This is a genomic window from Klebsiella sp. 2-CIP_Kleb., from assembly GCF_050378715.1.
GTDB lineage: Bacteria > Pseudomonadota > Gammaproteobacteria > Enterobacterales > Enterobacteriaceae > Klebsiella > Klebsiella quasipneumoniae.
This window is the reverse complement of sequence record NZ_JBNRLG010000003.1, coordinates 318,818-344,699: the sequence shown is the minus strand read 5'-3', so window position 1 is coordinate 344,699 and position 25,882 is coordinate 318,818. Positions and strand designations below refer to the sequence as shown.

Below are 25,882 nucleotides of genomic sequence, written 5' to 3'. Positions count from 1 at the left end.
TTCGGGGTGAGTGTAATGCAACAGCAAAAACCGCTGGAAGGCGCGCAGCTGGTCATCATGACCATTGCGCTGTCGCTCGCGACGTTCATGCAGGTGCTGGATTCCACTATCGCCAACGTGGCGATCCCGACCATCGCCGGTAACCTTGGCTCATCGCTGAGCCAGGGGACCTGGGTCATCACTTCGTTCGGGGTCGCTAACGCCATCTCCATTCCGATCACCGGATGGCTGGCCAAGCGCGTGGGCGAGGTGAAGCTGTTCCTGTGGTCCACCACCGCTTTCGCCATCGCCTCCTGGGCCTGCGGCGTCTCCAACAGCCTGACGATGCTGATCTTCTTCCGCGTCATTCAGGGGATTGTTGCCGGGCCGCTGATCCCGCTGTCGCAAAGTCTGTTGCTCAGCAACTATCCGCCGGCGAAACGCTCTATCGCCCTGGCGCTGTGGTCGATGACGGTGATCGTCGCTCCCATCTGCGGCCCGATCCTCGGCGGCTATATCAGCGATAACTACCACTGGGGATGGATCTTCTTTATCAACGTGCCCATTGGCGTGGCGGTGGTGCTGATGACCCTGCAGACCCTGCGCAACCGGGAAACCAAAACCGAACAGCGGCGTATCGACGGCGTCGGCCTGGCGCTGCTGATCATCGGTATCGGTAGTCTGCAGGTGATGCTGGACCGGGGCAAAGAGCTGGACTGGTTCTCCTCCAATGAAATTATCATTCTGACCATCGTGGCGGTGGTGGCGATAAGCTTCCTGATCGTCTGGGAGCTGACCGACGATAACCCGATTGTCGATCTGTCGCTGTTTAAGTCGCGCAACTTCACCATCGGGTGCCTCTGCATCAGCCTGGCCTACATGCTCTACTTCGGGGCCATCGTGCTGCTGCCGCAGCTGTTGCAGGAGGTCTACGGCTACACTGCGACCTGGGCCGGCCTGGCGTCAGCGCCGGTGGGGGTGATCCCGGTCATTCTGTCGCCGATTATCGGCCGCTTTGCGCATAAGCTCGATATGCGGCGGCTGGTCACCTTCAGCTTTATCATGTACGCCGTCTGCTTCTACTGGCGCGCCTGGACCTTCGAACCGGGGATGGACTTTGGCGCCTCGGCGTGGCCGCAGTTTATCCAGGGCTTCGCGGTGGCCTGCTTCTTCATGCCGTTGACCACCATCACCCTTTCCGGCCTGCCGCCGGAGCGGCTGGCGGCGGCGTCGAGCTTGTCGAACTTCACCCGTACCCTTGCTGGCTCCATCGGTACCTCGATCACCACCACCCTGTGGACCAACCGCGAGGCGCTGCACCATGCGCAGCTCACCGAATCGGTGACGCCGTTCAACCCCAACGCGCAGCAGATCTACGATCAGCTGCAGGGGATGGGAATGACGCAGCAACAGGCGTCCGGCTGGATAGCACAGCAGATAACCAACCAGGGGCTGATTATCTCCGCCAACGAAATCTTCTGGATCTCAGCGGCCATTTTCATCCTGCTGTTGGGACTGGTGTGGTTCGCCAGACCCCCGTTCAGCGCCGGCGGCGGCGGCGGCGGCGCGCACTAAGCCTCACATTAAGGGACCTGCGGGTCCCTTTTTTACGCCTTCAGGTTGTCCAGTTCTCGCTAGTTTCTGTCTCGTTTGCGAAAGCCCGCCCGCCGGCGCTCGGGCAGGATAAAGGCTGACCATTAAGGAGAACACTATGCTGAGCCATCCTGCTGAAAAGTACCGACCCTATCCGCCGATCGCTCTTCCCGACCGCCGCTGGCCTGACCGGCAAATCAGCCACGCCCCACGCTGGCTGTCGACTGACCTGCGCGACGGCAACCAGGCGCTGGCCGAGCCCATGGACAGCGCCCGCAAACTGCAGTTCTGGGATCTGCTGCTGGAGTGCGGCTTTAAAGAGATTGAGGTCGCCTTCCCTTCCGCTTCACAAACCGACTTCAACTTTGTCCGCCAGCTGATTGACGAACAGCGCATCCCGGAGGATGTCACTATCCAGGTGCTGACCCAGGCGCGAGACCCGCTGATCCTGCGCACCTTTGAGGCGCTGCGCGGCGCCCGCCGGGCCACCGTCCACCTCTACAATGCCACCGCGCCGCTGTTCCGCGAGCTGGTTTTCGGCATGGACAAGGCCGAGGTGATCGCCCTCGCGACCCGCGCCACCCGGCTTATCCGTCAGCAGTGCGAACAGCAGCCAGAGACCCGCTGGCAATATGAATATTCGCCTGAAACCTTCTGCTTCACCGAGCCCGAGTTTGCGCTTGAGATTTGCGAAGCGGTGGCGGATGTCTGGCAGCCCTGCGCCGAGCGACCGATGATCGTCAATCTGCCGGCGACGGTGGAAGTCAACACCCCGAATGTCTATGCCGATCAGATCGAATATTTTTGCCGCCACTTCTCCCGCCGCGGCGAAGTCTGCATCAGCGTGCATCCGCACAATGACCGCGGCACCGGCGTCGCCAGCGCCGAGCTGGCGGTGATGGCCGGTGCCGACCGGGTGGAAGGCTGCCTGTTTGGCAACGGCGAACGCACCGGCAATGTCTGTCTGGTGACGCTGGCGATGAATCTCTACAGCCAGGGCATCGACCCTGAGCTTCGCTTCGAGCAGATGAACCGGGTGGTGGAAGTGGTGGAAAACTGCAATCAGATCCCCGTTCACCCGCGCCACCCGTGGGCGGGAAGTCTGGCTTACACCGCCTTCTCCGGCTCTCATCAGGATGCGATCAAAAAAGGATTTGATGCCCGTCAGCCTGGCGACCCGTGGCGGATGCCCTATCTGCCGATTGACCCGCAGGATATTGGCTGCAGCTATGAGGCGGTGATCCGCGTCAACAGCCAGTCGGGGAAAAGCGGCAGCGCCTGGCTTATCGAACAAAATCATGGCCTGAAGCTGCCCCGCGGGCTGCAGCAGGACTTCAGCCAGCACGTTCAGCAGGTCACCGATAGCGACGGCAAAGAGATGACCCACCATGCGCTGTGGCAGCTGTTCCGCACGCGCTACGGGCTGCAGACGCAGTCTGCGCTGACGCTGGTCGATTATCAGAGCGCCAGCCAGCAGGATGGCCAGCTTTCCCTGCAGGCAACGCTGCGTCACCACGGCGAAACCCGACGCCTGCAGGGCCAGGGCAACGGCCTGCTCTCCGCCGCAGCCAGCGGCCTCAGCGCGCTGTTTCGGCAACCGTTTATGATCAAGGACTATCATGAGCATACCCTCGGCGCGCGCAGCGACAGCCGGTCGGTGGCCTATATCCGCTGCGTTTTTCCGCAAGGAGAAAGCTACTGGGGCGTGGGTATCGATAATGACGTGGCGCGCGCCTCGCTGCAGGCGCTGTGCAATGCGCTCAGCGCCGCCGATCAGGCCGGGGGACGAAAATAGTCGCTGGGGGCGACGCCCATCACCCGACGAAACATGGCGCTGAAGGCGCTGTGGCTGCCGTAGCCCAGCTCCAGCGCCACCCGCAGCACGGAGTGGCCCTGCGCCAGGCGAATCAGCGCTTCCATTAGCTTCGCCCGGCGCACCCACTCGCGCCACGTCAGGCTAGTCTGCTGCTGAAAATGGCGGTTTAGGGTTCGCTCGCTCATGCTGCACGCCTTCGCCGCCTGGCTGCTGCTCCAGACGTCGCCCGGCGCCTCGCGCACCTGCTGGCACAGCCGGCGCAGCGTTTCGCTTTGCGGCTCCGGCAGGCCAAACGGCAGGATCGCCATCCCGCGGATCTCATCGAGGATCAGCTCATAAATCCGTTCGTCGCGGCTGGCGGGGGCATAACGCTCGGCCAGCGCCAGGGAGGAGACGATCAGTTCCCGCAGCAGGGGCGTGATCTGTACGATCTGGCAGCCCGCCGGAAGATCGGCGCGCGCCAGCGGATCGATAAACAGCGTTCGCGCCGCGACGTTGCCGGTCATGCGCAGCGCGTGGGGCGTTCCCGCCGGCAGCCAGACGCCGCGCCCGGGCGGCACCACCCAGTAGCCTGCCGGCGTCGCCACCCGCACCACGCCGCTTAAAATATGCAGCAGCTGGGCGCAGTCATGCTGATGCCAGTCTTCCTGGTCACCGTGAGCATAATCATGGGCAAAGGGCACCAGCGGGCGGTGCTGAAAGGAGAAGGTGGTGGTCGTCGTCATGGCGGCGTCGGGAAAGCGGCCCGGCGACAGGCGTCGGGCCGCGGCGGAAGCACTAGATGTGCAGTTCCTGCAGTTTTTCTTTCGGCAACGCCAGTTCGTCGTTGCTGTTGATGCGCACATCGCGCTCGATGATATGACGAGCGATCTCCTGCGCCTCTTCCAGCGAGTGCATGGTGTAGGTCCCGCACTGGTAGACGTTCAGCTCCGGGATCTGGTTCTGATCTTTCACCTTCAGCACGTCGGCCATCGCCGCTTTCCAGGCGTCGGCGACGCGCTGCTCGTCCGGCGTACCAATCAGGCTCATATAGAACCCGGTGCGGCAGCCCATTGGCGAAATGTCGATAATTTCCACGCCATTCCCGTTCAGGTGATCGCGCATAAAGCCGGCGAACAGGTGCTCGAGGGTGTGGATACCGCGCTCCGGCATCACTTCCTGGTTCGGCACGCAGAAGCGCAGATCGAATACGGTGATTTCATCGCCATGCGGCGTGTTCATTTTCTTCGCGACACGCACCGCTGGGGCTTCCATTCGGGTATGGTCGACTGTGAAACTATCTAACAACGGCATTCGTCACCTCCGGGAGTGAATTTTTTTAAAATAAAATGAACTCTTTGTTCAACCGCGAGTCTCAGTATATGAAAGACGCGCATTTATTATCATCATCATCCCTGAATCAGAGATGAAAGTTTGGCCACAGTGATGTGGCCTTTTTCTTTTCCAGCGCTTCGACCGCTACGCGTGCCGCGCCAACAGCGCCTCAAACGGCTCGCTGTCTTCCGCTTCAATTTTCTTCTGTCGCGCCACCGACGCGTCACGCTCGGCGATGAAATCTTCTTCGCTCAGGATCTCCAGCGGCTCTTCACGCAGCTGGGTCCGGTAACGATCGGCCAGCGCACGGCCGGTTCCACCAATCCCTTCTTCAATCATAGAACGCAGAATGCGGGCTGAGAAGGTTAATTCCGGATCGTCAAAACAGGCCAGCAGCTCATCGCAGACCTGTTGATAGGCCTCGCCGCCGTGAATGCTGTCCAGCGTCTGCGCTACACGGCGTAAATCGCGGAACAGATCTTTACCCACCTGCGCCAGCGGGAACTGCGCGCTTTCGCAGCCGATGCCCAACGTTAAGCCCGGCTTACGCCCTTCCAGAATCACCCGATTCCAGTTGGTGCGGGTGCACAGCAGCTCATCGCTGCTCATCTCCGGCGCGTCGGCCAGCGCGCACCAGACCATAAACAGGTCGAGGAAACGCACCTGCTGGGCGTCAACGCCGATCGGCGAGAACGGATTGATATCCAGCGAACGCACTTCGATATACTCAATACCACCGCGCAACAGCGCATCGGACGGGGTTTCGCCCCGACGGGTGACGCGTTTCGGGCGGATCGGCGCATAGAGTTCGTTTTCAATCTGCAGGATATTGCTGTTGATCTGCAGATACTTACCGTCTTTTTCCAGCCCGATTTTGGCGTACTCTTCCGACGGCGTTTTAATCGCGCGCTTCAATCCTGCCACATACTCGTGCAGATCGTTAAACGTAATTCCGAGATTGCTTTGCGACTTATTGGTATAACCAAGGTCGCTGAGGCGCAGCGAGGTGGCGTACGGCAAGTAATACATGCCGTTGCCCGTCTCCTCAAAGGGCAGCGTCGTCGGCTTTCCTTGCAGGAACGAAGCGCAAATCGCCGGCGAGGCGCCGAACAGATACGGGATCACCCAGCCAAAGCGATAGTAGTTACGAATCGTGCGGAAATAGCCTGCCGAAATGGCCTCTTTACCACTCTCAGCGTCTTCCACACCGCACTTCGCCTGCCAGAAGGCCATCGGTAGGGAGAAGTTATAGTGCACGCCGGAGATAGTCTGCATCAGCGCGCCATAGCGGTTCTTCAGCCCCTCGCGATATAGCGTTTTCAGGCGCCCCACGTTAGAGGTGCCGTACTGCGCCAGCTCAATATCCTGACCGGGGGCGATATAGCATGGCATACTCAGCGGCCACATCCGCTCATCACCGATCTGACGCGCGGTATAGCGATGGACATCGCGCATAAAGGTCAGCATATGCTCAATATCGCCATCTACTGGCGTAATGAACTCAAGTAAAGCTTCGGCAAAATCGGTGGTAATCCATTTATGCGTCAGCGCTGAGCCTAACGCCGGAGGGTGACCGGTCGTTGCAAGGGTGCCGTCTGCGTTCACGCGCAGCGTTTCCCGCTCCAGACCACGTTGAATACCCTGCAGAGCCTGCGGATGTTTTTCCAGCCAGGCCAGCGCCTGTGATACGTCCGGGATCAATTTGACCTCCCGCCTGTCGAAATCGTTTGAATAAGCATAATTGTAATGGATGAACTATCAGTCCAATTAGTGCCACCACGTCATGCCCTGAAGCGTCGCTGCTGCAATGACGATATAGCGCAGCGCCTTACCAAGGCATAAGAAAAAGAGTACCGGTCCCCAGGAAATGCGCATCCATCCCGCCAGCAAACACAGTAAATCGCCGACAACCGGCGCCCAGCTCAGTAACAGCGTGACCGCGCCGTAGCGCTTAAGCCAGCCGGCCGCCCGCTCCTGCCAGCGCGAGGTTTTGCGCAGCGGAAACAGGCGCCCCAGAATAACGTTAGTTACCCCTCCAAGGCTATTGCCGATTGTTGCTATTAATACTAACCACCACGGATGACTGACCCCCGCAAGTAGCATAGCCACCAGCACAACCTCCGAATTGCCGGGAAGCAGCGTGGCGCTTAAAAAGCTACTGGCAAACAGCGAGAGGAGTGACAGCGCATCGCTCACAGCAAACGCACGTCTACAGCGTCCATTCCCGCGCGCTTCGCCGCCTGCAGACCAAAGTCGGCATCTTCGAAGACCACGCATTTTTCCGGCGCGACGCCCATGCGCTCGGCGCACAGCAGGAAGGTATCGGGCGCGGGTTTATGGTTGACCACATGATCGGCCGCCACCACCGCGGAGAAGTAATGACGCAGGCCCAGGTGCGCCAGCAGCGCTTCGGCGACGGCGCTTTCGCTACCGGTGCCGACCGACATCGGGCGACGGCCGTGCCACGCCTTGACCACCTCGATCAGCGGCAATGGACGTACGCTGTCCAGCAGCATCGCCTTAACGGCCAGGGTTTTTTCCTGCGCCAGGCGATGTGGATCGAGATCCGCCTGGTTGAGTTCAATAATCGCCTGGGCAATCCGCCAGGTCGGTGAGCCATTGAGGGCAACCATCGCCTGTTCGTCGAAACGCATACCGTAGCGGCCCAGCACCTCATTCCATGCCTGACGATGGGTCGGCTCGGTATCGAGGATAGTGCCATCCATATCAAAGATCAGTCCTGCGTAACCTTCGTACATCGTCTTCTCACCAACCGGTTAATGAATGGTTACTGTAACGCAAAAGCCGGTCGTTGTCGCGGCCAGCGGCGCAGACGACAAAGGCGCCCACAGGCGCCTTCAGGCATCAGACCGGATAGGCGGCCTTATTTAATTCGCAGATCGTTTTCGACCATTCGCACGCCCTGCACCCGACGGGTGACTTCCACCGCCCGTTTAGCGCTTTCCGCGGAGGAGACAAATCCGCTCAGTTGGACGCGGCCTTTAAAGGTCTGGACGCTGATTTCAGAGGACTTGATGTCTTTATCGTTAAAGAGCGCCGTTTTCACCTTGGTGGTCACCACGGTATCGTCAATATAGCCGCCCGTACTCTCCTTTGTAGCCGATCCCGCACAGCCAGCGAGGGCAGTCGCCACCAGCAGCGTTGCGCAAAAAGCAGGTATTGCTTTGAACCATTTCATGGATTTCTCTCCTTGCATTTATCTCAGCCTGATAACGCTGATATACAAGGATAAATTATAGTGGAAAGCGCGGCTTGCCAATAAAAAAGTCAGGATGAAACTGGCGATGGGAAACGCGGTTATCGGGATGGTGAGAGAAGAGTGAAGATGATGCATTCAGAACGGGTGCTGCGATAATTTCGCAGCCTATGTAACAACATCGTCGCTGTTATTAAGGAGAATATGGTGCATCCGGGAGGATGATTCGGCTTCGCCTCACCCTTCGGGCCGTTGCTTACGCAACGTTATCCTCCCTGGTGCTGGCGATGATTTCGCAGACCATAAAACAACATCGTCGCTGTTATTAAGGAGAATATGGTGCATCCGGGAGGATTCGAACCTCCGACCGCTCGGTTCGTAGCCGAGTACTCTATCCAGCTGAGCTACGGATGCATCGGAAAAGCTATTTTACTGCGGGGTTACTCTCCTGGCACTTACGATGGTTTCGCAAACCAGATAACAACAATGTTGCTGTTACTAAGGAGAATATGGTGCATCCGGGAGGATTCGAACCTCCGACCGCTCGGTTCGTAGCCGAGTACTCTATCCAGCTGAGCTACGGATGCATCGGGATTACTGCTGTAATTCTGATATCAAATTTCGCGATTTGCCATTCTTATTAAAGAATGGTGCATCCGGGAGGATTCGAACCTCCGACCGCTCGGTTCGTAGCCGAGTACTCTATCCAGCTGAGCTACGGATGCATCGGGAAACTTGCTTTACTACGCGTCAGTGTCACAACTAACACATGCCACACTGAGTATGACGGCCTAATCGGTAGAGTGACTCGATTATGCCTCGCACTGCGGGCCGCTGCTTTCACAGCGCTCTTCTCTCTTAATTCAGAAAGAAGATGGTGCATCCGGGAGGATTCGAACCTCCGACCGCTCGGTTCGTAGCCGAGTACTCTATCCAGCTGAGCTACGGATGCAAAATGGCGGTGAGGCGGGGATTCGAACCCCGGATGCAGCTTTTGACCGCATACTCCCTTAGCAGGGGAGCGCCTTCAGCCTCTCGGCCACCTCACCACACACGCCTCTTTCGAGTGCTTCGAAGAACTTGTTTCTGCTCTTCGTCGCTGCGATGGCGCACATATTACTTTCTGGTACTTATAAGTCAAACACTTTTTCGAGACCTTTTTTCGTTTGCACACTTCGCACGCAATTCGCGTGCAAAAACGGCAAAAAGGGCAATTTATCAACAGGAAATCAGCCCTGACGCTGGCATAATGCCAAACGACCAAAGCGGCAAAGGGTAATGAAAAGCGGTATGGTGCAGGGGGAAGAAACAGAAAAAGGGAAAAAGCGGCGGTAAGTGATGCGCCTCACTGAACAGCGAGGCGCGGAAACCTTAGTAACTGGACTGCTGGGATTTTTCAGCCTGAATACGCTGGTAGATCTCTTCACGGTGTACAGATACTTCTTTAGGGGCGTTTACGCCAATACGAACCTGGTTACCCTTTACCCCTAAAACTGTCACAGTGACCTCATCTCCAATCATGAGGGTCTCACCAACTCGACGAGTCAGAATCAGCATTCTTTGCTCCTTGAAAGATTAAAAGAGTCGGGTCTCTCGTATCCCGGCATTATCCATCATATAACGCCAAAAAGTAAGCAATGACAAATACCTTACGGTATAAGCAGTCATGGCATCACATTCTGTTAAACCTAAGTTTAGCCGATATACACAATTTCAACCCGACTTTATCGTTATCGGTGTTTCTCGCGCAAGGTGCCATTTCCCTGAGGTTACGGCACCTAAACCCGCCATACTTCAAGTTGCATGTGTGTTGGTTTTCTTCGCTCACCCCAGTCACTTACTTGAGTAAGCTCCTGGGGATTCGCTGTGTCGCCGCCTTCCTGCAACTCGAATTATTTAGGGTATATGCGTTTATAGTTATTACAGTTTTGCGCTGACCCAGCCTTTCACACTGGCTAACGCTGCAGGGAGAGCAGACGCATCGGTACCACCGGCCTGCGCCATATCCGGACGACCGCCCCCTTTACCGCCCACCTGCTGAGCGACCATACCAACCAGCTCCCCAGCCTTGACGCGATCTGTCACATCCTTAGACACACCGGCAATCAGGGAAACTTTACCGTCTGCGACCGTAGCCAACACCACAACCGTCGAACCCAGCTGGTTCTTCAGATCGTCAACCATGGTGCGCAGCATCTTCGGCTCCACGCCGGCCAGCTCGCTGACCAGCAGCTTAACGCCGTTAATCTCTTCCGCTTTGCTGGAGAGGTTTGCGCTCTCCTGCGCCGCAGCCTGCTCTTTCAGCTGCTGCAGCTCTTTTTCCAGCTGACGGGTACGCTCCAGCGCGGCGCGAACTTTCTCGCCGAGATTGTGGCTGTCGCCCTTCAGCAGCTGTGCGATATCGCTGAGCTGATCGCTCTGCGCGTGCAGCATGGCCATCGCGCCCTCACCGGTCACCGCTTCGATACGGCGCACGCCAGCGGCGGTACCGGACTCAGACGTGATACGGAACAGGCCGATATCACCGGTACGCGCCGCGTGAGTCCCGCCGCACAGTTCGGTGGAGAAGTCGCCCATCCGCAGCACGCGGACGCGGTCATCGTATTTCTCGCCGAACAGCGCCATGGCGCCGGATGCGCGCGCGGCATCGATATCCATAATGTTGGTTTCGATAGCCAGGTTACGACGGATCTGCGCGTTGACCAGATCTTCCACTGCACGAATCTCTTCCGGCTTCATCGCTTCGAAATGCGAGAAGTCAAAGCGCAGCGCTTTATCGTTGACCAGCGAGCCTTTCTGCGCCACATGTGTGCCGAGCACCTGGCGCAGCGCCGCGTGCATCAGGTGCGTCGCGGAGTGGTTCAGGCGGATACGCTGACGGCGAGCCTCGTCCACATCGGCCTGCACCGCGTCGCCCACTTTCAGGGAGCCGCTGGCGACTTTACCGATATGACCAATGGCCTGGCCGTACTTCTGCGTGTCGCTGACCGCGAAGGAGAAGCCCGCGCCTTTCAGTTCGCCTTTATCGCCCACCTGGCCGCCGGACTCCGCATAGAACGGGGTCTGGTCGAGGATCACTACCGCTTCCTGACCCGCGCTGACGCTATCCACCGCTTTGCCATCGATGAACAGCGCAGTCACTTTGCCGTTCAGCTCCAGATGATCGTAACCTTTAAATTCAGAGGCGCCGTCAACGCGGATCATCGCGTTATAGTCAGCGCCGAAACCGCTGGACTCGCGCGCGCGACGGCGCTGCTCTTCCATGGCGGCCTCAAAGCCGGCTTCGTCAACCTTGATGTTGCGCTCGCGGCAGACGTCCGCGGTCAGGTCGACCGGGAAGCCGTAGGTGTCGTACAGACGGAAGGCGGTTTCGCCATCCAGGGTGTCGCCTTTCAGCTTCGACAGCTCTTCATCCAGCAGCGCCAGTCCGCGCTCCAGAGTACGGGCGAACTGCTCTTCTTCGGTTTTCAGCACCTGCTCAACCTGAGCCTGCTGCTGCTTCAGTTCTTCGCCGGCGGAGCCCATCACGGCGATCAGCGGGGCAACCAGTTTCCAGAAGAAGGTATCCTTCGCGCCCAGCATGTTGCCGTGACGGATCGCGCGGCGAATGATGCGGCGCAGCACATAGCCGCGGTTTTCATTCGACGGGATTACGCCGTCAGCGATCAGGAAGGCGCAGGAGCGAATGTGGTCGGCAATAACGCGCAGCGACTTGTTCGTCAGATCGGTGGCGCCGGTGACTTTCGCCACGCTGGCGATCAGATCGCGGAACAGGTCGATGTCATAGTTTGAGTTAACGTGCTGCAGCACCGCGGCAATACGCTCCAGGCCCATACCGGTGTCGACGGACGGCTTCGGCAGCGGCTCCATGGTACCGTCAGCCTGACGGTTGAACTGCATGAAGACGATGTTCCAGATCTCAATGTAGCGGTCGCCGTCTTCTTCCGGACTTCCCGGAGGGCCGCCCCAGATGTGATCGCCATGGTCGAAGAAAATCTCGGTGCACGGACCGCACGGACCGGTGTCGCCCATCTGCCAGAAGTTGTCTGAAGCAAACGGCGCGCCTTTGTTGTCGCCGATGCGGATGATTCGCTCGCGCGGGACGCCTACTTCATTGGCCCAGATGTCGAATGCTTCGTCATCGGTCTCGTAAACGGTGACCCACAGCTTCTCTTTCGGCAGCGCGAACCAGTTCTCACCGGTCAGCAGCTCCCACGCGTATTTGATGGCATCCTGCTTGAAGTAGTCGCCGAAGCTAAAGTTGCCCAGCATTTCAAAGAAGGTGTGGTGACGCGCGGTGTAACCGACGTTTTCCAGATCGTTGTGTTTACCACCCGCACGCACGCAACGCTGCGCGGTGGTCGCACGCGAATAATTACGTTTGTCGAGACCAAGGAAGACATCCTTGAACTGGTTCATCCCTGCGTTGGTAAACAGCAGGGTCGGATCGTTGTGCGGCACCAGGGAGCTGCTGGCAACTACCTGATGTCCCTTGCTATGGAAAAAGTCGAGAAACGCCTGACGGATCTCAGCGGTGCTCTTGCTCATAATTATCCTGAAATCAAGCTACACGTCATCCTTCAAGTCGCCTCTGTCCTGGCTGCGCTTGCTCTTCCGGCACCGAACTGACGTGCGTTGCGGAAGATAGTCTCTCTTGCCGCCCTGATGCAGCTTGAATGATTTTGTGTAAAGGAATAATCGCCCAGGACGCTGCCTGCACTGTCACAACCAGCGGCCCGACGGAATAAAGTGGGAATAAGATAAGTTTTCTTTACGGCGAAGTAAAATCCCGGATGGGTCAATCTGCAAAATTTCGCCAGATTTCCTGGATATCTTCCATCAGGTAGCCACGGTACAGCAGGAATCTCTGGATTTTCACTTTCTCAGCAAAGGCGGAGGGTAACGGTTCACCGTATTTACGCTGCGCCTGCGCCCTGGCAAGGCTCACCCAGTCGATGTCGCATTCGCGCATCGCCTGTTCCACGGCCTGGCGCGCAATGCCTTTCTGGCTGAGCTCCTGACGAATGCGCGCGGGGCCATAGCCTTTGCGGCTCCGGCTGGCGATGAACTGGCCGACAAAACGATTATCGTCGAGATAACGGTTTTCGATACACCAGGCAACCACCTGCTCCAGCTCTTCAGGGGTGACGTCCAGCGCCTCGGGGCCATTTTTGCTCATTACCGGAGCAGCCAGTTTGCGACGCAGCTCCTGTTCGCTGTGGTCGCGCATCGCCAGAATGCGGATAGCGCGGTCCAGCAGGCGGGCGTAGCCGGAGCGGCGTGATGAAGGTTCAGTCACAGGCACCTCAATAATCTAAAAAAAGCAAAAGGGCCGCATAAGCAGCCCTTTATCACTCTGTTAGACAATATCAGAAATCTTGTTCCGTTTCTTCTGCATCGTTGCCGTCAACGGCGAAGTCCGGCGTAGAGTCCTGGTTGTTGAGCAGCAGTTCGCGCACTTTCTTCTCAATCTCTTTCGCCGCCGCCGGGTTCTCTTTCAGCCAGGTGATAGCGTTCGCTTTGCCCTGACCAATTTTGTCGCCGTTGTAGCTGTACCAGGCGCCCGCTTTCTCAATCAGCTTCTCTTTCACGCCAAGGTCAACCAGCTCGCCGAAGAAGTTGATGCCTTCGCCGTAGAGGATCTGGAATTCAGCCTGTTTGAACGGCGCCGCAATCTTGTTCTTCACCACTTTGACGCGGGTTTCGCTACCGACGACGTTGTCGCCCTCTTTCACCGCGCCGATGCGACGGATATCCAGACGCACGGAGGCGTAGAACTTCAGCGCATTACCGCCGGTGGTGGTTTCCGGGTTACCGAACATCACGCCGATTTTCATACGGATCTGGTTGATAAAGATCAGCAGCGTGTTGGACTGCTTCAGGTTACCCGCCAGTTTACGCATCGCCTGGCTCATCATACGCGCCGCGAGGCCCATGTGAGAGTCGCCGATTTCGCCTTCGATTTCCGCTTTCGGCGTCAGCGCCGCGACGGAGTCGACGACGATAACGTCAACCGCGCCGGAGCGCGCCAGCGCGTCACAGATTTCCAGCGCCTGCTCGCCGGTATCCGGCTGAGAACACAGCAGGTTGTCGATATCCACGCCCAGCTTGCGCGCATAGACCGGATCCAGCGCGTGTTCCGCATCGATGAACGCACAGGTTTTACCTTCGCGCTGCGCTGCGGCGATAACCTGCAGCGTCAGGGTGGTTTTACCGGAGGATTCCGGCCCGTAGATCTCGACGATACGGCCCATTGGCAGACCGCCGGCGCCCAGCGCGATATCCAGAGAAAGCGAGCCGGTGGAGATGGTTTCTACGTCCATAGAACGGTCTTCACCCAGGCGCATGATGGAGCCTTTACCGAATTGCTTTTCGATCTGGCCCAGTGCAGCCGCCAACGCTTTCTGTTTGTTTTCGTCGATCGCCATTGTTACTCCTAATCATGCAGGGTGAAGCGTGTTCGCTTCGCCGTTAATATTTGTTCAGTTGAGGCAATTATACTGTATAGTCATACAGTATCAAGTCTTTTGTAGAAATTGTTGCCAGAGCAGATTGAGCGCGTAGGCCGTCGCCTGACGACGTACCGCTTCGCGGTCTCCGGCAAAGCATTCCCGCCGCGTCACCCCTTGTCCGCTAACGCTGGCGACGCCAAACCACACCGTCCCGACCGGCTTTTCGTCGCTGCCGCCATCCGGCCCGGCGACGCCGCTAACCGAGATGGCATAGTCCGCGCGCGCGGCGCGCAACGCGCCGATCGCCATCTCCACCACCACCGGTTCGCTCACCGCGCCGTTGTCCCGCAGCGTCGCTTCGCTGACGCCGATCATTTGCGATTTGGCCTCGTTGCTGTAAGTCACAAAACCGCGTTCAAACCACGCTGAGCTGCCGGCAATATCGGTGATGGCTTTCGCTATCCAGCCACCGGTGCAGGATTCCGCCGTGGTCACCGTCGCGCCCTGCGCCTGCAGCGCCCGGCCGACCTTCTCGCTTAGCTGCATTAATTCTGAATCGGTCATTATCGCCCCGCTTTGCTCCGGATAAAGAGGCCATCAAAGATAGCACTTTCCACAGAGATATGGGGACGAGGTGTGGAATTTACGAGGGGACATCCAAAATGAATCATCCCGGCGGCGCCGGGATGAGAAATCGCACGCTTACTTCATGCTGGCGGCGATCAGCGCCACGTTATGACGCATCATTTTGACATAGCTATCCGCGACGCCCCCCGGGGCGGAGAGCGCCTCAGGATAGAGTTCTCCGCCGGGCTGCGCGCCGGTGGCGCTGGCAATCTGCTTCACCAGCCGCGGGTCAAGCTGGTTCTCCATAAACCAGGTATGGACGCCGTCCGCGTTGATTTGCTTAATCAGCGTCGCCACCTGCGCCGCGCTGGCCTCGCTCTCTGAAGAGAGCCCCTGCGGCGCGAGGAAGGTTACGTGATAAGCGCGGCCAAAATAGCCGAAAGCGTCATGGCTGGTCAGGACCTTGCGCTTGGCCAGCGGAATGGCGCTGAACTGCCCTTTCGCCCAGCCGTCGAGGGCCGTCAGCTGGTCGATATAGCGCTTGCCGCTGCTGGTCAACGCCGCTTTATCTTCCGGGTCGGCTTTCACCAGACCATCGAGGATATTCTGCGCATACAATGCGCCGTTCGCTGCGCTGTTCCAGGCGTGGGGATCGGTCACCGTTTTGCCGTCTTCATCGAGGGTATGGGTCTTGACGCCCTTCGACGCCACCACCAGCTCGCCCTTAAAACCAGAGGCCTTAATCAGGCGATCCAGCCAGCCTTCCAGTCCCAGGCCGTTAACCACCACCACGTCGGCCTTGCTGAGCAGCGCGCTATCCTTCGGCGACGGCTCGAAGGTGTGCGGATCGCCATCCGGGCCGACCAGGGTATCCACATGGACATGCTCCCCGCCAACCTGCTGCACCATATCACCCAGCACTGAAAAACTGCTTACCACATTCAGCGTTTTCGCCATCGCCCCCTGCGCCATCAGGCCGAAGGCCAGCGCGACCACTATTGCACTACGTTTCATCATTTCCTTACCCCATCAATTTGCGCCAGCCGACCAGCAGTCGGCTGCGCGTGCCAAAAAACAGCGAAATAAAAAACAGCGCGCTGGCGGTCAGCACGATGGCGGGCCCGGCGGGAAGACTGGCCGCCCAGGAGAGACTCAAACCCAGCCAGGCGCAGAGCGCGCCGGAGAGCGCCGCCAGCAGCAGGATGCCCGGCAGCGTTCGCGCCCAGCAGCGCGCGGCAACCGCCGGAAGCATCATCACCCCTACCGCCATCAGCGTGCCGAGCACCTGAAATCCCGCCACCAGGTTAAGCACCAGCAGCGCCAGAAAAAGCCCATGCAGCACCGCGGGCAGCCGGCGGTTATTCACCTGCAGCCAGGCACTGTCGAACGCCTCGCTGACCAGACCGCGGTAGCACAGCGCGATGCACAACAGCGTCAGGCTGGCGACGCCGCTGACAAACAGCGCCGCGTCACGATCCACCGCCAGAATGGAGCCAAACAGCAGATGCAGCAGGTCGACGCTGGAGCCGCGCAGCGACACCAGAGTGACGCCCAGCGCCAGCGATCCCAGATAAAATCCAGCAAAGCTGGCGTCCTCTTTTAACGGCGTCCGCCGGCTCACCCATCCCGCCACCAGCGCGACCGCGATGCCGGCGACAAAGCCGCCCACGGTCATGGCCAGCAGCGACATGCCGCTCAGCAGATAGCCCACCGCCACGCCGGGGAGAATGGCGTGCGACAGCGCGTCGCCCATCAAGCTCATGCGCCGCAGCAACAGGAAGACGCCCAGCATGGTGGTGCTTAGCGACAACGCCAGGCAGACCACCAGCGCCCGGCGCATAAAGCCGAATTCAATAAAAGGTTGAAAGAAGGTGTGCCAGATCATGCTGACCTCGCCTGGCTGAAGGCCGGGAGAACCGCCCGGGTGGCACCCCAGCAGGCGCGCTGGCGGGTTAAAAGCAGCGTCTCCGGAAAAAAGTCGGCTACCCGCTGGTTATCATGCAGCACCGCCAGGATGGTTTGCCCCTGCCGGTGCATGTCGAGGATCAGCTCCATCAGTTCGCGACTGGTCGCTTCATCGATACCCGTGAAGGGCTCGTCGAGCATCACCAGCGGCGCCCGCTGCACCATCACCCGGGCAAACAGCATGCGCTGAAACTGGCCGCCGGAGAGCGCTTCGATCGGGGTTTTCGCCAGGCTCGCCAGCCCGACCCGCTCCAGCACCGCGCCGATGCGTCGCCGGGTATCGCCGCTCAGACCGCGCAGCAGCGACACGCCGGGCCATGCGCCCTGACTCACCACATCCTGCACGTTGAGAGGAAACTGTGACTCGAGGGCATGGCGCTGTGCCAGCCAGCCAATCACCGGCCGCTTTCCCTGCCAGCGCAGGCGGCCGCTGACCGGCGGAAGAAACCCGGCGAGGGTTTTCAGCAGGGTCGATTTTCCGCAGCCATTGAGACCAACGATTGCCGTCAGGCTGCCGGGACATATCATCCCGCTCAGCGGAGGGGTGATCGCCGCCCCGCCATAGCCGGTTACCAATTGTTCCAGTTCAATCATGGCAGCGTCACCGCCCACCAGGTCGCCAGCCATAGCGCCGCCAGCAGCGTTCCAGCGATGGCCAGGCGCGCCGCGCCGGATGCCATAAAAACCGATGCGAACATATCCTTACCCCTTTTATTAAATGTTATAACATAACAATACAGGGGCGAAATTAGATTGTAAATCAGCGTCGGTGAGCGGAAATGTAACAAAGGTAGACAGGAAGCATGCCGACGGGAAGAAACAGCAGGATAAGCGCGGCCTTTCCGGGAAATACCCCGGTCGCGCTGCGCTTACGGGGCCACCAACCAGATAACAGACCGTCGCCCGGATAAGGCGCTACGCGCCGTTATCCGGGGAGGCTCGGATACTGTCAGCCGATGACAGTATTAATAACCGCTGCGGGCCTGAGAAACCGCCAGGCCAAGCTGCCAGACGGCCATGGCGTAGTGGGTGCTGTGATTGTAGCGAGTGATGGTGTAGAAGTTCGGCAACCCGTACCAGTACTCATAGCCGGTGCCGACGTCCAGGCGCAGCAGACTGGCCTGCTGATGGTTGCCCAGCGGCTGGGTCGGAGTTAATCCCGCCGCCGACAGCTGCGACACGCTGTATTTGGTTTTGAAACCATTCTCCAGCCCCGGCGCCTGGCCCAGCGCCTGCACCGCCACCAGATCGCCGCTCACCCAGCCGTGCTGTTTGAAGTAGTTGGCCACGCTGCCGATAGCATCCACCGGGTCCCACAGGTTGATATGGCCGTCGCCGTTAAAGTCCACCGCGTATTGCTTATAGGACGACGGCATAAACTGGCCGTACCCCATCGCCCCGGCGAAAGAGCCTTTCAGATCCAGCGGGTCGTCGCTTTCGCTGCGCGCCATCAGCAGGAAGGTTTCCAGCTCGGAGGAGAAGTATTCGGCGCGGCGCGGATAGCTAAACGACAGGGTCGCCAGCGCGTCGAGGATGCGGGTTTTGCCCATCACCCGTCCCCAACGGGTCTCCACGCCGATAATACCGACAATGATTTCCGGCGGCACGCCGTAGACCTGATAAGCGCGGTTGAGCGCGTCCTGATATTGATTCCAGAACACCACGCCGTTCTGCACGTTATCCGGGGTAATAAACTGTTTCTTGTAGCGCAGCCAGGCGCCGGTTGGCCCGGTCGGCGGCAAGCCGGTCGGCGCCTGACGATCCATCAGCCGCAGAACGTAGTCCAGACGCTTCGCCTGCGACAGGATCTCCTGCAGCTGCTGCCTGTCGAAGCCGTGCTTCGCCACCATCTTATCGATGAACTGCGCCGCCGCCGGGTTGTTGGCGAAGTCGCCGCCCATCTGCATCACGTTATGCTGCGGTTCCAGCAAAAAGCCGCCGGTTCCACTCGCCATCTCCGTTTCCGCGGGAGTCTTGGGTTTGCTGCTGCAGGCAGCGAGGAGCACACAAAGGGGAAGTAAAGCCAGAGAGCGACGCTTCAACATGGGAATTCCGTTTAACAAATTCAGCAAGGGATAATTATGGTAAAGCATGCGACGACCAACAAGAAAGCGACAATCCGTTTGTAGACAAAATAGTCCTTCACCGCCCCCTTCCCTGCATGCTGTCATGCCCCTCGTTATTTCATCCTCTCAGCGCCAATCTTTCAAAATAAAATATTTATCTTTCATTTTGCGATCCATTTAACACTTTAAAACCTTTCAAAATGATTAAAATAAGTCTGCAGTTAGCAAGAAAAATAACATGCTGAAGGAGAGAACAATGATTGACGTCGTGACCCACGGCGCGGAGTGGTTTATCGGCCTGTTTCAGAAAGGCGGCGAGGTGTTTACCGGCATGGTGACCGGGATCCTCCCCTTGCTGATCAGTCTGCTGGTGATCATGAACGCGCTGATCAACTTTATTGGCCAGCAGCGGATCGAAAAACTGGCGCAGCGCTGCGCCGGGAACCCGATCTCCCGCTACCTGCTGTTGCCCTGCATCGGTACCTTTGTGTTTTGTAACCCGATGACCCTGAGCCTGGGCCGCTTTATGCCAGAGAAGTACAAGCCCAGCTATTACGCGGCGGCGTCCTATAGCTGCCACTCAATGAACGGTCTGTTTCCGCATATCAACCCCGGCGAACTGTTCGTCTATCTCGGCATCGCCAACGGCCTCACCACCCTCGGCCTGCCGCTCGGTCCGCTGGCGGTGAGCTATCTGCTGGTCGGGCTGGTGACCAACTTCTTCCGCGGCTGGGTTACCGACCTGACCACCTCGATTTTCGAGCGAAAAATGGCGATTCAGCTGGCTCAGAAAGTGCATCTGTCAGGAGCGACATCATGACCCGGATTCGTATTGAGAAAGGCACCGGCGGCTGGGGCGGCCCCCTTGAGCTCGACGTCGTCGAGGGCAAAAAGATCGTCTATATCACCGCCGGCACCCGCCCGGCGATCGTTGACCGTATCGCCAGCCTGACCGGCTGGCAGGCGGTGGACGGTTTTAAAGAGGGCGAACCGGCGGAAAGCGACATCGGCGTGGCGATTATCGACTGCGGAGGCACCCTGCGCTGCGGGCTCTATCCCAAGCGCCGCATCCCGACGGTGAATATCCATGCCACCGGCAAATCGGGGCCGCTGGCCCAGTACATCACAGAAGATATCTACGTCTCCGGCGTCAAGGAGGAGAACATTCAGCGCATCGCGACCGGCGGCACGATAGCTCCCGAGCCACCGGCGGAGAACAACCGCGCGGGTCGCGACTACGACGCCAGCAAAAAGATCACTGAACAGAGCGATGGCCTACTGGCGAAGGTCGGGATGGGGATGGGCTCGGTGGTGGCGGTGCTGTTCCAGGCCGGACGCGACACCATCGATACGGTGCTGAAGACGATCCTGCCGTTTATGGCCTTCGTCTCGGCGCTGATCGGCATCATCATGGCCTCCGGCATCGGCGATTGGATCGCCCATGGCCTGGCGCCGCTCGCCAGCCATCCGCTGGGTCTGGTGACCCTGGCGCTGATCTGCTCCTTCCCGCTGCTGTCGCCGTTTCTCGGCCCTGGCGCGGTTATCGCCCAGGTGATTGGCGTACTGATCGGCGTGCAGATCGGCCTCGGCAATATTCCGCCGCACCTCGCCCTGCCGGCGCTGTTCGCCATTAACGCCCAGGCCGCCTGCGATTTTATCCCGGTTGGCCTGTCGCTGGCCGAAGCCCGCCAGGATACCGTGCGCGTCGGCGTGCCGTCGGTGCTGGTCAGCCGCTTTTTGACCGGCGCGCCAACGGTGCTGATCGCGTGGTTCGTTTCCGGATTTATTTACCAGTAAGAGGGGCCAGAACATGACCGTGATTTACCAGACCACTATTACGCACATCGGCGCCTGCGCGGCGATGGCGCTGGAAGAGCAAATGCTGATCACCTTCCGCGAGGGCGCCCCGGCGGATATCGAAGCGTATTGCTTTATTCACAACCACGGCGAGCTTGCCGGTTCGCTGCAGCCGGGCGCAGAGCTGCAGCTTGGCGAGCTGCGCTACCCGGTGACCGCCGTCGGCGACGTTGCCGAGCAAAATCTGCGCGAGCTGGGCCATATCACCCTGCGCTTTGACGGCCATCGCGACGCGGAGTTTCCGGGGACCGTCCACGTGGCGGGCCCGGTGCCGGACGCCATTGCGCCCGGCTGCGTACTGAAATTTGTTGCTTAACAGGAGAGAAAGATGAATCAGGTTGCTGTTGTCATTGGCGGTGGACAAACCTTAGGAGAGTTTCTGTGCCGCGGGCTGGCCGCCGAGGGCTACCGCGTGGCGGTGGTCGATATTCAGAGCGAAAAAGCCAGCCGCGTCGCCCAGGAGATTAACGCTGAATATGGCGAAGGCATGGCGTATGGCTTCGGCGCCGACGCCACCAGCGAGGCCAGCGTCACCGCGCTGGCCCATGGGGTGGATGAGATTTTCTCGCGCGTCGACTTGCTGGTGTACAGCGCCGGCATCGCCAAAGCGGCGTTTATTAGCGACTTTGCGCTGGGGGATTTCGACCGCTCGCTACAGGTCAATCTGGTGGGCTACTTCCTCTGCGCCCGCGAGTTCTCGCGGTTGATGATCCGCGACGGCATTAAGGGGCGGATCATTCAGATCAACTCGAAATCCGGCAAAGTCGGCAGCAAGCACAACTCCGGCTACAGCGCGGCGAAGTTCGGCGGCGTCGGGCTGACCCAGTCGCTGGCGCTGGATCTGGCGGAATACGGTATTACCGTACACTCACTGATGCTCGGCAATCTGCTGAAGTCGCCGATGTTCCAGTCGCTGCTGCCGCAGTACGCCACCAAGCTCGGTATCGATGAGAGCGAGGTCGAGCAGTACTACATCGACAAGGTGCCCCTGAAGCGCGGTTGCGAATATCAGGATGTGCTGAACGTATTAATGTTTTACGCCAGCCCGCAGGCGTCGTACTGCACCGGTCAGTCGATCAACGTTACCGGCGGTCAGGTGATGTTTTAAAGGGATCCCGGATGGCGCCGCGCTTATCCGGGCTACAAAACTGTAGGTCGGGTAAGGCGTTAGCCGCTACCCGACGAAAAGGCACCGCGGATCGCTCGGGTTAGGCGCTCGCGCCACGACCCGGGTTGTTCCCGCCCCCCTTAAGGAGATACCTATGGTTACCGCATTAATCACCGTCGCCGCCATCGCCTGGCTTACCCAAATGGCCTTTGGCGGCTGGCAGATCCGCCGTTTCAATCGCGCTTTCGACAGCCTGTGCCAGCAGGGTCGGGTGGGGGTCGGCCGCTCCGCCGGACGCTTTCAACCGCGCGCCATCGTCGCTATCGCCGTTGATGATGACAACCGCATTTGCGACACGCTGCTGATGAAAGGCTTCACCATTTTCGCCCGTCCGCAAAAAATCCCCACGCTGGACGGCAAACATATCGCGGAATTGCAGCCTGATGTGATCTTTCCCCATGATCCGCGCTGTCAGAATGCACTATCATTAGCGCTTAATCCGAAACATGGATAATTTCGTTGTAAAAGTAAATATCTTGCGAAATTATCACTTCGAAACTTAAACGCAGGATAGACGCCTATGAAACCACGTCAGCGCCAGGCAGCCATTCTCGAGTTCCTGCAGTCGCAGGGAAAATGCTCGGTCGAAGAGCTGGCGCAACATTTCGATACGACCGGCACCACCATCCGTAAGGATCTGGTCACGCTGGAAAACGCCGGCACCGTCATTCGCACCTACGGTGGCGTGGTACTCAACAAGGATGAAGCCGATCCGCCGATCGATCATAAGACGTTGATCAACACCCATAAGAAAGCGCGCATCGCCGAAGCGGCGGTGCGTTTTATTCATGATGGCGACTCCCTCATCCTCGATGCCGGCAGCACGGTGCTGCAGATGGTCCCGCTGCTCAGCCGCTTCAATAACATCACGGTGATGACCAACAGCCTGCATATCGTCAATGCCCTTGCCGAACTGGATAATGAACAGACTATCCTGATGCCCGGCGGCACCTTCCGCAAAAAATCGGCCTCCTTTCACGGCCAGCTGGCGGAAAACGCTTTCGAACAGTTCAGTTTCGACAAGCTGTTTATGGGCACCGACGGCATCGATCTGAACGCCGGCGTCACCACCTTCAATGAGGTGTATACCGTCAGCAAGGCGATGTGCAACGCCGCCCGCGAAGTGATCCTGATGGCCGACTCGTCAAAGTTTGGCCGTAAAAGCCCCAATATTGTCTGCGGCCTGGAGCGCGTGGATAAACTGATTACCGATGCCGATATTGACCCTGCATTCCAGCGGGCGCTGGAAGCCAAAGGCATAGAAGTCATCATTACTGGAGAACATCATGAGTAACTTTTTGTTAGAGGCCGGACGCCAGACCCTGATGCTGGAGCTACAGGAGGCGAGCCGCCTGCCGGAACGCCTGGGCGATGACTTCATCCGCGCGGCGGAGACCATCATCCACTGCGAGGGCAAACTGATTGTCTCCGGTATCGGGAAATCCGGTCATATCGGCAAAAAGCTGGCGGCGACCTTCGCCAGCACCGGCACTCCGGCCTTTTTCGTCCACCCGGCGGAAGCCCTGCACGGCGATCTCGGCATGCTCGACGGTCGCGATGTGATGCTGTTTATCTCCTACTCCGGCAGCGCGAAAGAGCTGGATCTGATCGTGCCGCGGCTGGAGGAAAAAGGGATACCCCTGCTGGCGATGACCGGCAAATCCACCTCGCCGCTGGCGCTGGCGGCGAAAGCAGTGCTGGATATCGCCGTGGAGCGCGAAGCCTGTCCGATGCATCTGGCGCCGACCTCCAGCACCGTCAACACCCTGATGCTCGGCGACGCGCTGGCGATGGCGGTGATGCAAGCCCGCGGCTTCAGTGAAGAGGATTTCGCTCGCTCCCATCCGGCGGGGGCGCTCGGCGCGCGTCTGCTGAACAAAGTGCATCATCTGATGCGCCGCGACGACGAAGTGCCGCGCGTCGGTACAGACGCCAACGTCATGGACGCGATGCTCGAGCTGAGCCGCACCGGGCTCGGCCTGGTGGCGGTCTGCGATGAGGCCAACCGCGTGCAGGGCGTCTTCACCGACGGCGACCTGCGCCGCTGGCTGGTGGGCGGCGGCACCTTAAACGACGGCGTCACGCAGGCGATGACCCGCAACGGCGTGACGCTGCAGGCGGAGAGCCGCGCGGTGGAAGCCAAAGAGCGGCTGATGAAACATAAAATCAGCGCCGCGCCGGTAGTGGATGAAAACGGCCTGCTGGTCGGCGCCATCAACCTGCAGAACTTTTACCAGGCCGGGATCCTTTAAGCCCCAGACGTTTCGCCAGCCGGTGCAGGTTGGCGACGTCCAGTTCCAGCGCGCGGGCGGTCGCCGCCCAGTTGCCCTGATGCGCCGCCAGCGTGCGGGAAATCGCCTCGCGCTGGAAGTTATCCGTGGCTTCGCGCAGATTGACGTTGCCCATCGCCGGCGCCGCTGCCATCTCCTCGGTCGGCAACGTCGGCGCAGCCGCTGTAAACTGGAAATGCTGCGGCTCCAGTACTACGTCATCGCCAGCCTGGGTAGCCCGCGCCAGCACCACCGCCCGGTGAATGGCATGCTCCAGTTCGCGCACGTTGCCCGGCCACGACCACTGCTGCAGCCTGTTACGCGTTGCCTCACTTAAAATTACCCGCGCCAGCCCCATCCGCAGGCGGCACTGCTCGCAAAAATAGCCTGCCAGCAGCACCACGTCATTTTCCCGCTCGCGCAGCGCCGGAACCGACAGCGGGAAAACGCTCAGCCGGTGATAGAGGTCGGCGCGAAAGCGCCCTTCCACCACCTCCTTGCGCAGATCGCGGTTGGTAGCCGCCAGCACCCGCACATCGACACGCAGGCTGCGGTCATCGCCGACACGCTGAATATCGCCATACTGCAGGACGCGCAGCAGCTTCGCCTGCAGCGCCAGCGACAGTTCGCCGATTTCGTCGAGGAACAGCGTGCCGTTATCGGCCATCTCAAATTTGCCGCTGCGGTTGCTGATAGCCCCGGTAAACGCCCCTTTCACGTGACCGAACAGCTCGCTCTCCGCCACGCTCTCCGGCAGCGCCGCGCAGTTGAGGTACACCAGCGGGTTAGCCGCCCGCGGCGAACCCTGATGCACCGCCTTCGCCACCAGCTCTTTGCCGGTCCCCGTTTCGCCGCTGATCAGCACGTTTAAATCCGAGGCAGCGACAATCTCGATCTCTTTTTTCAGCTGCAGCATCGGCGCCGACAGGCCGATGAGCTCCTGGCGCTCCGGCTGCGGGTAATTCACCACCTGCGGCGGCAGGACGTTTTGCGCTTCAAGGCGGGCGATAAGCAGCGCGTTATTCAGCGCCCCAGCCACCAGGGCGGCGATCAGCCGCAGCTCTTCATCGCTGAAGCTGTCGAAGCGGTCGGCATCCATACCGTCAAGGGTCAGTGCACCGATCAGCGTTTGCCCGGCAAATAGCGGCAGCCCCACGCAGGCGTGAACCTTGAGGCTCTCCTGGCCGGGGATCAGGCCGTCATAGGGGTCCGGCAGGTCGCTGTCCGCCGGGAAGCGCACCACATCGCCGGCGCGGGCGATCGCCTCCAGCCGCGGATGCCCATCCAGCGCAAAGCGCCGGCCAAGCACATCCTGCGCCAGGCCATCGATCGCCAGCGGCACAAACTGATGGGCCTCATAGCGCAGCAGCGCCGAGGCGTCGCAGCCCAGGATCTGCCGCAGGGTGGCGATCAGGCGCGAAAAGCGGTCGACGTGACCGATATCGCTTTGTAAATCAATGGCGATTCTCGCCAGCGCCTCAACGGAAAAACTCATCATCGCTCCATTGTCATTTTGACAACCTTAATAGTCATATCGACTATTTTAATCATTGTCATTTTGACAGCAACGAAAATCATGAAAATTTAAAAATTCTTTTTATTCAATACCTTAAAAAAC

Annotated in this window: 25 protein-coding genes and 5 tRNA genes; 9 read left to right on the top strand and 21 right to left on the bottom strand. The window is 59.3% G+C overall.

Annotated elements, in window-relative coordinates:
* Window positions 1-15 precede the first annotated feature (15 nt).
* Both emrB and leuA read left to right on the top strand, forming a co-directional pair.
* Window positions 16-1,554 (top strand): multidrug efflux MFS transporter permease subunit EmrB, encoded by a 1,539-nt coding sequence (emrB, locus tag ACQUTP_RS14610; protein ID WP_002914342.1) that lies wholly within the window; start codon window positions 16-18, stop codon window positions 1,552-1,554.
* A 136-nt stretch (window positions 1,555-1,690) separates the two neighbouring features.
* The gene (gene leuA, locus ACQUTP_RS14605) at window positions 1,691-3,367 is read left to right on the top strand and encodes a 2-isopropylmalate synthase (protein WP_017901451.1); all 1,677 of its coding nucleotides are present in this window, start codon (window positions 1,691-1,693) and stop codon (window positions 3,365-3,367) included.
* Here the strand turns inward: leuA and ACQUTP_RS14600 are convergent.
* From ACQUTP_RS14600 to mltB, 20 genes are all read right to left on the bottom strand, one after another.
* Window positions 3,346-4,113 carry an AraC family transcriptional regulator gene (locus tag ACQUTP_RS14600; protein ID WP_032456498.1) on the bottom strand — a complete coding sequence of 256 codons (768 nt, stop codon included), beginning with the start codon at window positions 4,111-4,113 and terminating at the stop codon, window positions 3,346-3,348. The two genes, leuA and ACQUTP_RS14600, sit on opposite strands and share 22 nt — an antisense overlap.
* A gap of 52 nt (window positions 4,114-4,165) precedes the next feature.
* On the bottom strand, window positions 4,166-4,681 hold the full coding sequence (gene luxS, locus ACQUTP_RS14595) for an S-ribosylhomocysteine lyase (RefSeq protein ID WP_004205694.1): 516 nt from the start codon (window positions 4,679-4,681) through the stop codon (window positions 4,166-4,168).
* A gap of 165 nt (window positions 4,682-4,846) precedes the next feature.
* Window positions 4,847-6,403 carry a glutamate--cysteine ligase gene (gshA, locus tag ACQUTP_RS14590; RefSeq protein ID WP_049116493.1) on the bottom strand — a complete coding sequence of 519 codons (1,557 nt, stop codon included), beginning with the start codon at window positions 6,401-6,403 and terminating at the stop codon, window positions 4,847-4,849.
* Window positions 6,404-6,469: 66 nt separating this feature from the next.
* Window positions 6,470-6,898 carry a YqaA family protein gene (locus ACQUTP_RS14585; protein WP_004205691.1) on the bottom strand — a complete coding sequence of 143 codons (429 nt, stop codon included), beginning with the start codon at window positions 6,896-6,898 and terminating at the stop codon, window positions 6,470-6,472.
* Window positions 6,895-7,461, bottom strand: coding sequence for a fructose-1-phosphate/6-phosphogluconate phosphatase (gene yqaB / locus ACQUTP_RS14580; RefSeq protein ID WP_004205690.1), 567 nt, complete (start codon window positions 7,459-7,461; stop codon window positions 6,895-6,897). Before yqaB ends, ACQUTP_RS14585 begins: the two co-directional genes overlap by 4 nt.
* 125 nt (window positions 7,462-7,586) lie before the next feature.
* Window positions 7,587-7,901, bottom strand: coding sequence for a BON domain-containing protein (locus ACQUTP_RS14575; protein ID WP_004205689.1), 315 nt, complete (start codon window positions 7,899-7,901; stop codon window positions 7,587-7,589).
* Window positions 7,902-8,256: 355 nt separating this feature from the next.
* Window positions 8,257-8,333: transfer RNA gene (locus tag ACQUTP_RS14570), tRNA-Arg, on the bottom strand.
* A gap of 96 nt (window positions 8,334-8,429) precedes the next feature.
* Window positions 8,430-8,506, bottom strand: a tRNA-Arg gene (locus ACQUTP_RS14565).
* 61 nt (window positions 8,507-8,567) lie between these two features.
* Window positions 8,568-8,644 (bottom strand) — tRNA-Arg (locus ACQUTP_RS14560).
* 150 nt (window positions 8,645-8,794) lie between these two features.
* Window positions 8,795-8,871: transfer RNA gene (locus ACQUTP_RS14555), tRNA-Arg, on the bottom strand.
* A gap of 4 nt (window positions 8,872-8,875) precedes the next feature.
* Window positions 8,876-8,968: transfer RNA gene (locus tag ACQUTP_RS14550), tRNA-Ser, on the bottom strand.
* A 322-nt stretch (window positions 8,969-9,290) separates the two neighbouring features.
* On the bottom strand, window positions 9,291-9,476 hold the full coding sequence (gene csrA, locus ACQUTP_RS14545; protein ID WP_000906486.1) for a carbon storage regulator CsrA: 186 nt from the start codon (window positions 9,474-9,476) through the stop codon (window positions 9,291-9,293).
* Window positions 9,477-9,839: 363 nt separating this feature from the next.
* Complete coding sequence (gene alaS, locus ACQUTP_RS14540; protein ID WP_017901380.1) at window positions 9,840-12,467, bottom strand: alanine--tRNA ligase; 2,628 nt, start codon at window positions 12,465-12,467, stop codon at window positions 9,840-9,842.
* Window positions 12,468-12,717: 250 nt separating this feature from the next.
* Window positions 12,718-13,218 (bottom strand): recombination regulator RecX, encoded by a 501-nt coding sequence (gene recX, locus ACQUTP_RS14535; protein ID WP_004205687.1) that lies wholly within the window; start codon window positions 13,216-13,218, stop codon window positions 12,718-12,720.
* Window positions 13,219-13,288: 70 nt separating this feature from the next.
* Window positions 13,289-14,347: a recombinase RecA gene (gene recA / locus ACQUTP_RS14530; protein ID WP_004205686.1), complete on the bottom strand. Its 1,059-nt coding sequence runs from the start codon at window positions 14,345-14,347 to the stop codon at window positions 13,289-13,291.
* A 90-nt stretch (window positions 14,348-14,437) separates the two neighbouring features.
* Complete coding sequence (pncC, locus tag ACQUTP_RS14525) at window positions 14,438-14,935, bottom strand: nicotinamide-nucleotide amidase (protein WP_004205685.1); 498 nt, start codon at window positions 14,933-14,935, stop codon at window positions 14,438-14,440.
* Between the two features lie 138 nt (window positions 14,936-15,073).
* Complete coding sequence (locus ACQUTP_RS14520) at window positions 15,074-15,952, bottom strand: metal ABC transporter substrate-binding protein (RefSeq protein WP_032456499.1); 879 nt, start codon at window positions 15,950-15,952, stop codon at window positions 15,074-15,076.
* Between the two features lie 7 nt (window positions 15,953-15,959).
* Entirely contained in the window at window positions 15,960-16,823 is an 864-nt protein-coding gene (locus tag ACQUTP_RS14515; RefSeq protein WP_004205682.1) for a metal ABC transporter permease, read from the bottom strand.
* Entirely contained in the window at window positions 16,820-17,530 is a 711-nt protein-coding gene (locus tag ACQUTP_RS14510; protein ID WP_072140381.1) for a metal ABC transporter ATP-binding protein, read from the bottom strand. The genes ACQUTP_RS14515 and ACQUTP_RS14510 overlap by 4 nt, the downstream gene beginning before the upstream one ends.
* Window positions 17,531-17,868: 338 nt before the next feature.
* On the bottom strand, window positions 17,869-18,948 hold the full coding sequence (gene mltB, locus ACQUTP_RS14505) for a lytic murein transglycosylase B (protein ID WP_128336325.1): 1,080 nt from the start codon (window positions 18,946-18,948) through the stop codon (window positions 17,869-17,871).
* 277 nt (window positions 18,949-19,225) lie between these two features.
* Between mltB and srlA the strand changes: the two genes are divergently transcribed.
* The 7 genes from srlA (at window position 19,226) to gutQ (ending at window position 24,246) form a co-directional block, all read left to right on the top strand.
* Window positions 19,226-19,789: a PTS glucitol/sorbitol transporter subunit IIC gene (gene srlA / locus ACQUTP_RS14500; RefSeq protein WP_004205677.1), complete on the top strand. Its 564-nt coding sequence runs from the start codon at window positions 19,226-19,228 to the stop codon at window positions 19,787-19,789.
* On the top strand, window positions 19,786-20,766 hold the full coding sequence (gene srlE / locus ACQUTP_RS14495) for a PTS glucitol/sorbitol transporter subunit IIB (protein ID WP_004205675.1): 981 nt from the start codon (window positions 19,786-19,788) through the stop codon (window positions 20,764-20,766). The genes srlA and srlE overlap by 4 nt, the downstream gene beginning before the upstream one ends.
* 13 nt (window positions 20,767-20,779) lie before the next feature.
* On the top strand, window positions 20,780-21,142 hold the full coding sequence (gene srlB, locus ACQUTP_RS14490; protein ID WP_004205674.1) for a PTS glucitol/sorbitol transporter subunit IIA: 363 nt from the start codon (window positions 20,780-20,782) through the stop codon (window positions 21,140-21,142).
* A gap of 12 nt (window positions 21,143-21,154) precedes the next feature.
* Window positions 21,155-21,934 (top strand): sorbitol-6-phosphate dehydrogenase, encoded by a 780-nt coding sequence (srlD, locus tag ACQUTP_RS14485; protein ID WP_002914815.1) that lies wholly within the window; start codon window positions 21,155-21,157, stop codon window positions 21,932-21,934.
* Window positions 21,935-22,088: 154 nt separating this feature from the next.
* Window positions 22,089-22,448 carry a transcriptional regulator GutM gene (gutM, locus tag ACQUTP_RS14480; RefSeq protein ID WP_004205673.1) on the top strand — a complete coding sequence of 120 codons (360 nt, stop codon included), beginning with the start codon at window positions 22,089-22,091 and terminating at the stop codon, window positions 22,446-22,448.
* A 66-nt stretch (window positions 22,449-22,514) separates the two neighbouring features.
* Window positions 22,515-23,288: a glucitol operon DNA-binding transcriptional repressor SrlR gene (gene srlR, locus ACQUTP_RS14475; RefSeq protein WP_004205671.1), complete on the top strand. Its 774-nt coding sequence runs from the start codon at window positions 22,515-22,517 to the stop codon at window positions 23,286-23,288.
* Window positions 23,281-24,246, top strand: coding sequence for an arabinose-5-phosphate isomerase GutQ (gutQ, locus tag ACQUTP_RS14470; RefSeq protein WP_004205670.1), 966 nt, complete (start codon window positions 23,281-23,283; stop codon window positions 24,244-24,246). Before srlR ends, gutQ begins: the two co-directional genes overlap by 8 nt.
* On the opposite strand, the gene norR is transcribed toward gutQ, so the two are convergent.
* Window positions 24,209-25,759, bottom strand: a complete 1,551-nt coding sequence (gene norR / locus ACQUTP_RS14465; RefSeq protein ID WP_048325466.1) for a nitric oxide reductase transcriptional regulator NorR — start codon at window positions 25,757-25,759, stop codon at window positions 24,209-24,211. The two genes, gutQ and norR, sit on opposite strands and share 38 nt — an antisense overlap.
* Between the last annotated feature and the right edge of the window lie 123 nt (window positions 25,760-25,882).

What these genes read in the sequence shown, in the direction of transcription:
- srlB (WP_004205674.1), top strand. Translation starts at nt 20,780, where the DNA reads ATGACCGTGATTTACCAGACCACTATTACGCACATCGGCGCCTGCGCG.
- ACQUTP_RS14520 (WP_032456499.1), bottom strand. Translation starts at nt 15,952, where the DNA reads ATGAAACGTAGTGCAATAGTGGTCGCGCTGGCCTTCGGCCTGATGGCG.
- ACQUTP_RS14600 (WP_032456498.1), bottom strand. Translation starts at nt 4,113, where the DNA reads ATGACGACGACCACCACCTTCTCCTTTCAGCACCGCCCGCTGGTGCCC.
- emrB (WP_002914342.1), top strand. Translation starts at nt 16, where the DNA reads ATGCAACAGCAAAAACCGCTGGAAGGCGCGCAGCTGGTCATCATGACC.
- srlD (WP_002914815.1), top strand. Translation starts at nt 21,155, where the DNA reads ATGAATCAGGTTGCTGTTGTCATTGGCGGTGGACAAACCTTAGGAGAG.
- gutQ (WP_004205670.1), top strand. Translation starts at nt 23,281, where the DNA reads ATGAGTAACTTTTTGTTAGAGGCCGGACGCCAGACCCTGATGCTGGAG.
- srlE (WP_004205675.1), top strand. Translation starts at nt 19,786, where the DNA reads ATGACCCGGATTCGTATTGAGAAAGGCACCGGCGGCTGGGGCGGCCCC.
- pncC (WP_004205685.1), bottom strand. Translation starts at nt 14,935, where the DNA reads ATGACCGATTCAGAATTAATGCAGCTAAGCGAGAAGGTCGGCCGGGCG.
- norR (WP_048325466.1), bottom strand. Translation starts at nt 25,759, where the DNA reads ATGAGTTTTTCCGTTGAGGCGCTGGCGAGAATCGCCATTGATTTACAA.
- csrA (WP_000906486.1), bottom strand. Translation starts at nt 9,476, where the DNA reads ATGCTGATTCTGACTCGTCGAGTTGGTGAGACCCTCATGATTGGAGAT.
- luxS (WP_004205694.1), bottom strand. Translation starts at nt 4,681, where the DNA reads ATGCCGTTGTTAGATAGTTTCACAGTCGACCATACCCGAATGGAAGCC.
- gutM (WP_004205673.1), top strand. Translation starts at nt 22,089, where the DNA reads ATGGTTACCGCATTAATCACCGTCGCCGCCATCGCCTGGCTTACCCAA.
- ACQUTP_RS14575 (WP_004205689.1), bottom strand. Translation starts at nt 7,901, where the DNA reads ATGAAATGGTTCAAAGCAATACCTGCTTTTTGCGCAACGCTGCTGGTG.
- ACQUTP_RS14510 (WP_072140381.1), bottom strand. Translation starts at nt 17,530, where the DNA reads ATGGCTGGCGACCTGGTGGGCGGTGACGCTGCCATGATTGAACTGGAA.
- leuA (WP_017901451.1), top strand. Translation starts at nt 1,691, where the DNA reads ATGCTGAGCCATCCTGCTGAAAAGTACCGACCCTATCCGCCGATCGCT.
- yqaB (WP_004205690.1), bottom strand. Translation starts at nt 7,461, where the DNA reads ATGTACGAAGGTTACGCAGGACTGATCTTTGATATGGATGGCACTATC.
- alaS (WP_017901380.1), bottom strand. Translation starts at nt 12,467, where the DNA reads ATGAGCAAGAGCACCGCTGAGATCCGTCAGGCGTTTCTCGACTTTTTC.
- recA (WP_004205686.1), bottom strand. Translation starts at nt 14,347, where the DNA reads ATGGCGATCGACGAAAACAAACAGAAAGCGTTGGCGGCTGCACTGGGC.
- srlA (WP_004205677.1), top strand. Translation starts at nt 19,226, where the DNA reads ATGATTGACGTCGTGACCCACGGCGCGGAGTGGTTTATCGGCCTGTTT.
- mltB (WP_128336325.1), bottom strand. Translation starts at nt 18,948, where the DNA reads ATGTTGAAGCGTCGCTCTCTGGCTTTACTTCCCCTTTGTGTGCTCCTC.
- srlR (WP_004205671.1), top strand. Translation starts at nt 22,515, where the DNA reads ATGAAACCACGTCAGCGCCAGGCAGCCATTCTCGAGTTCCTGCAGTCG.
- ACQUTP_RS14515 (WP_004205682.1), bottom strand. Translation starts at nt 16,823, where the DNA reads ATGATCTGGCACACCTTCTTTCAACCTTTTATTGAATTCGGCTTTATG.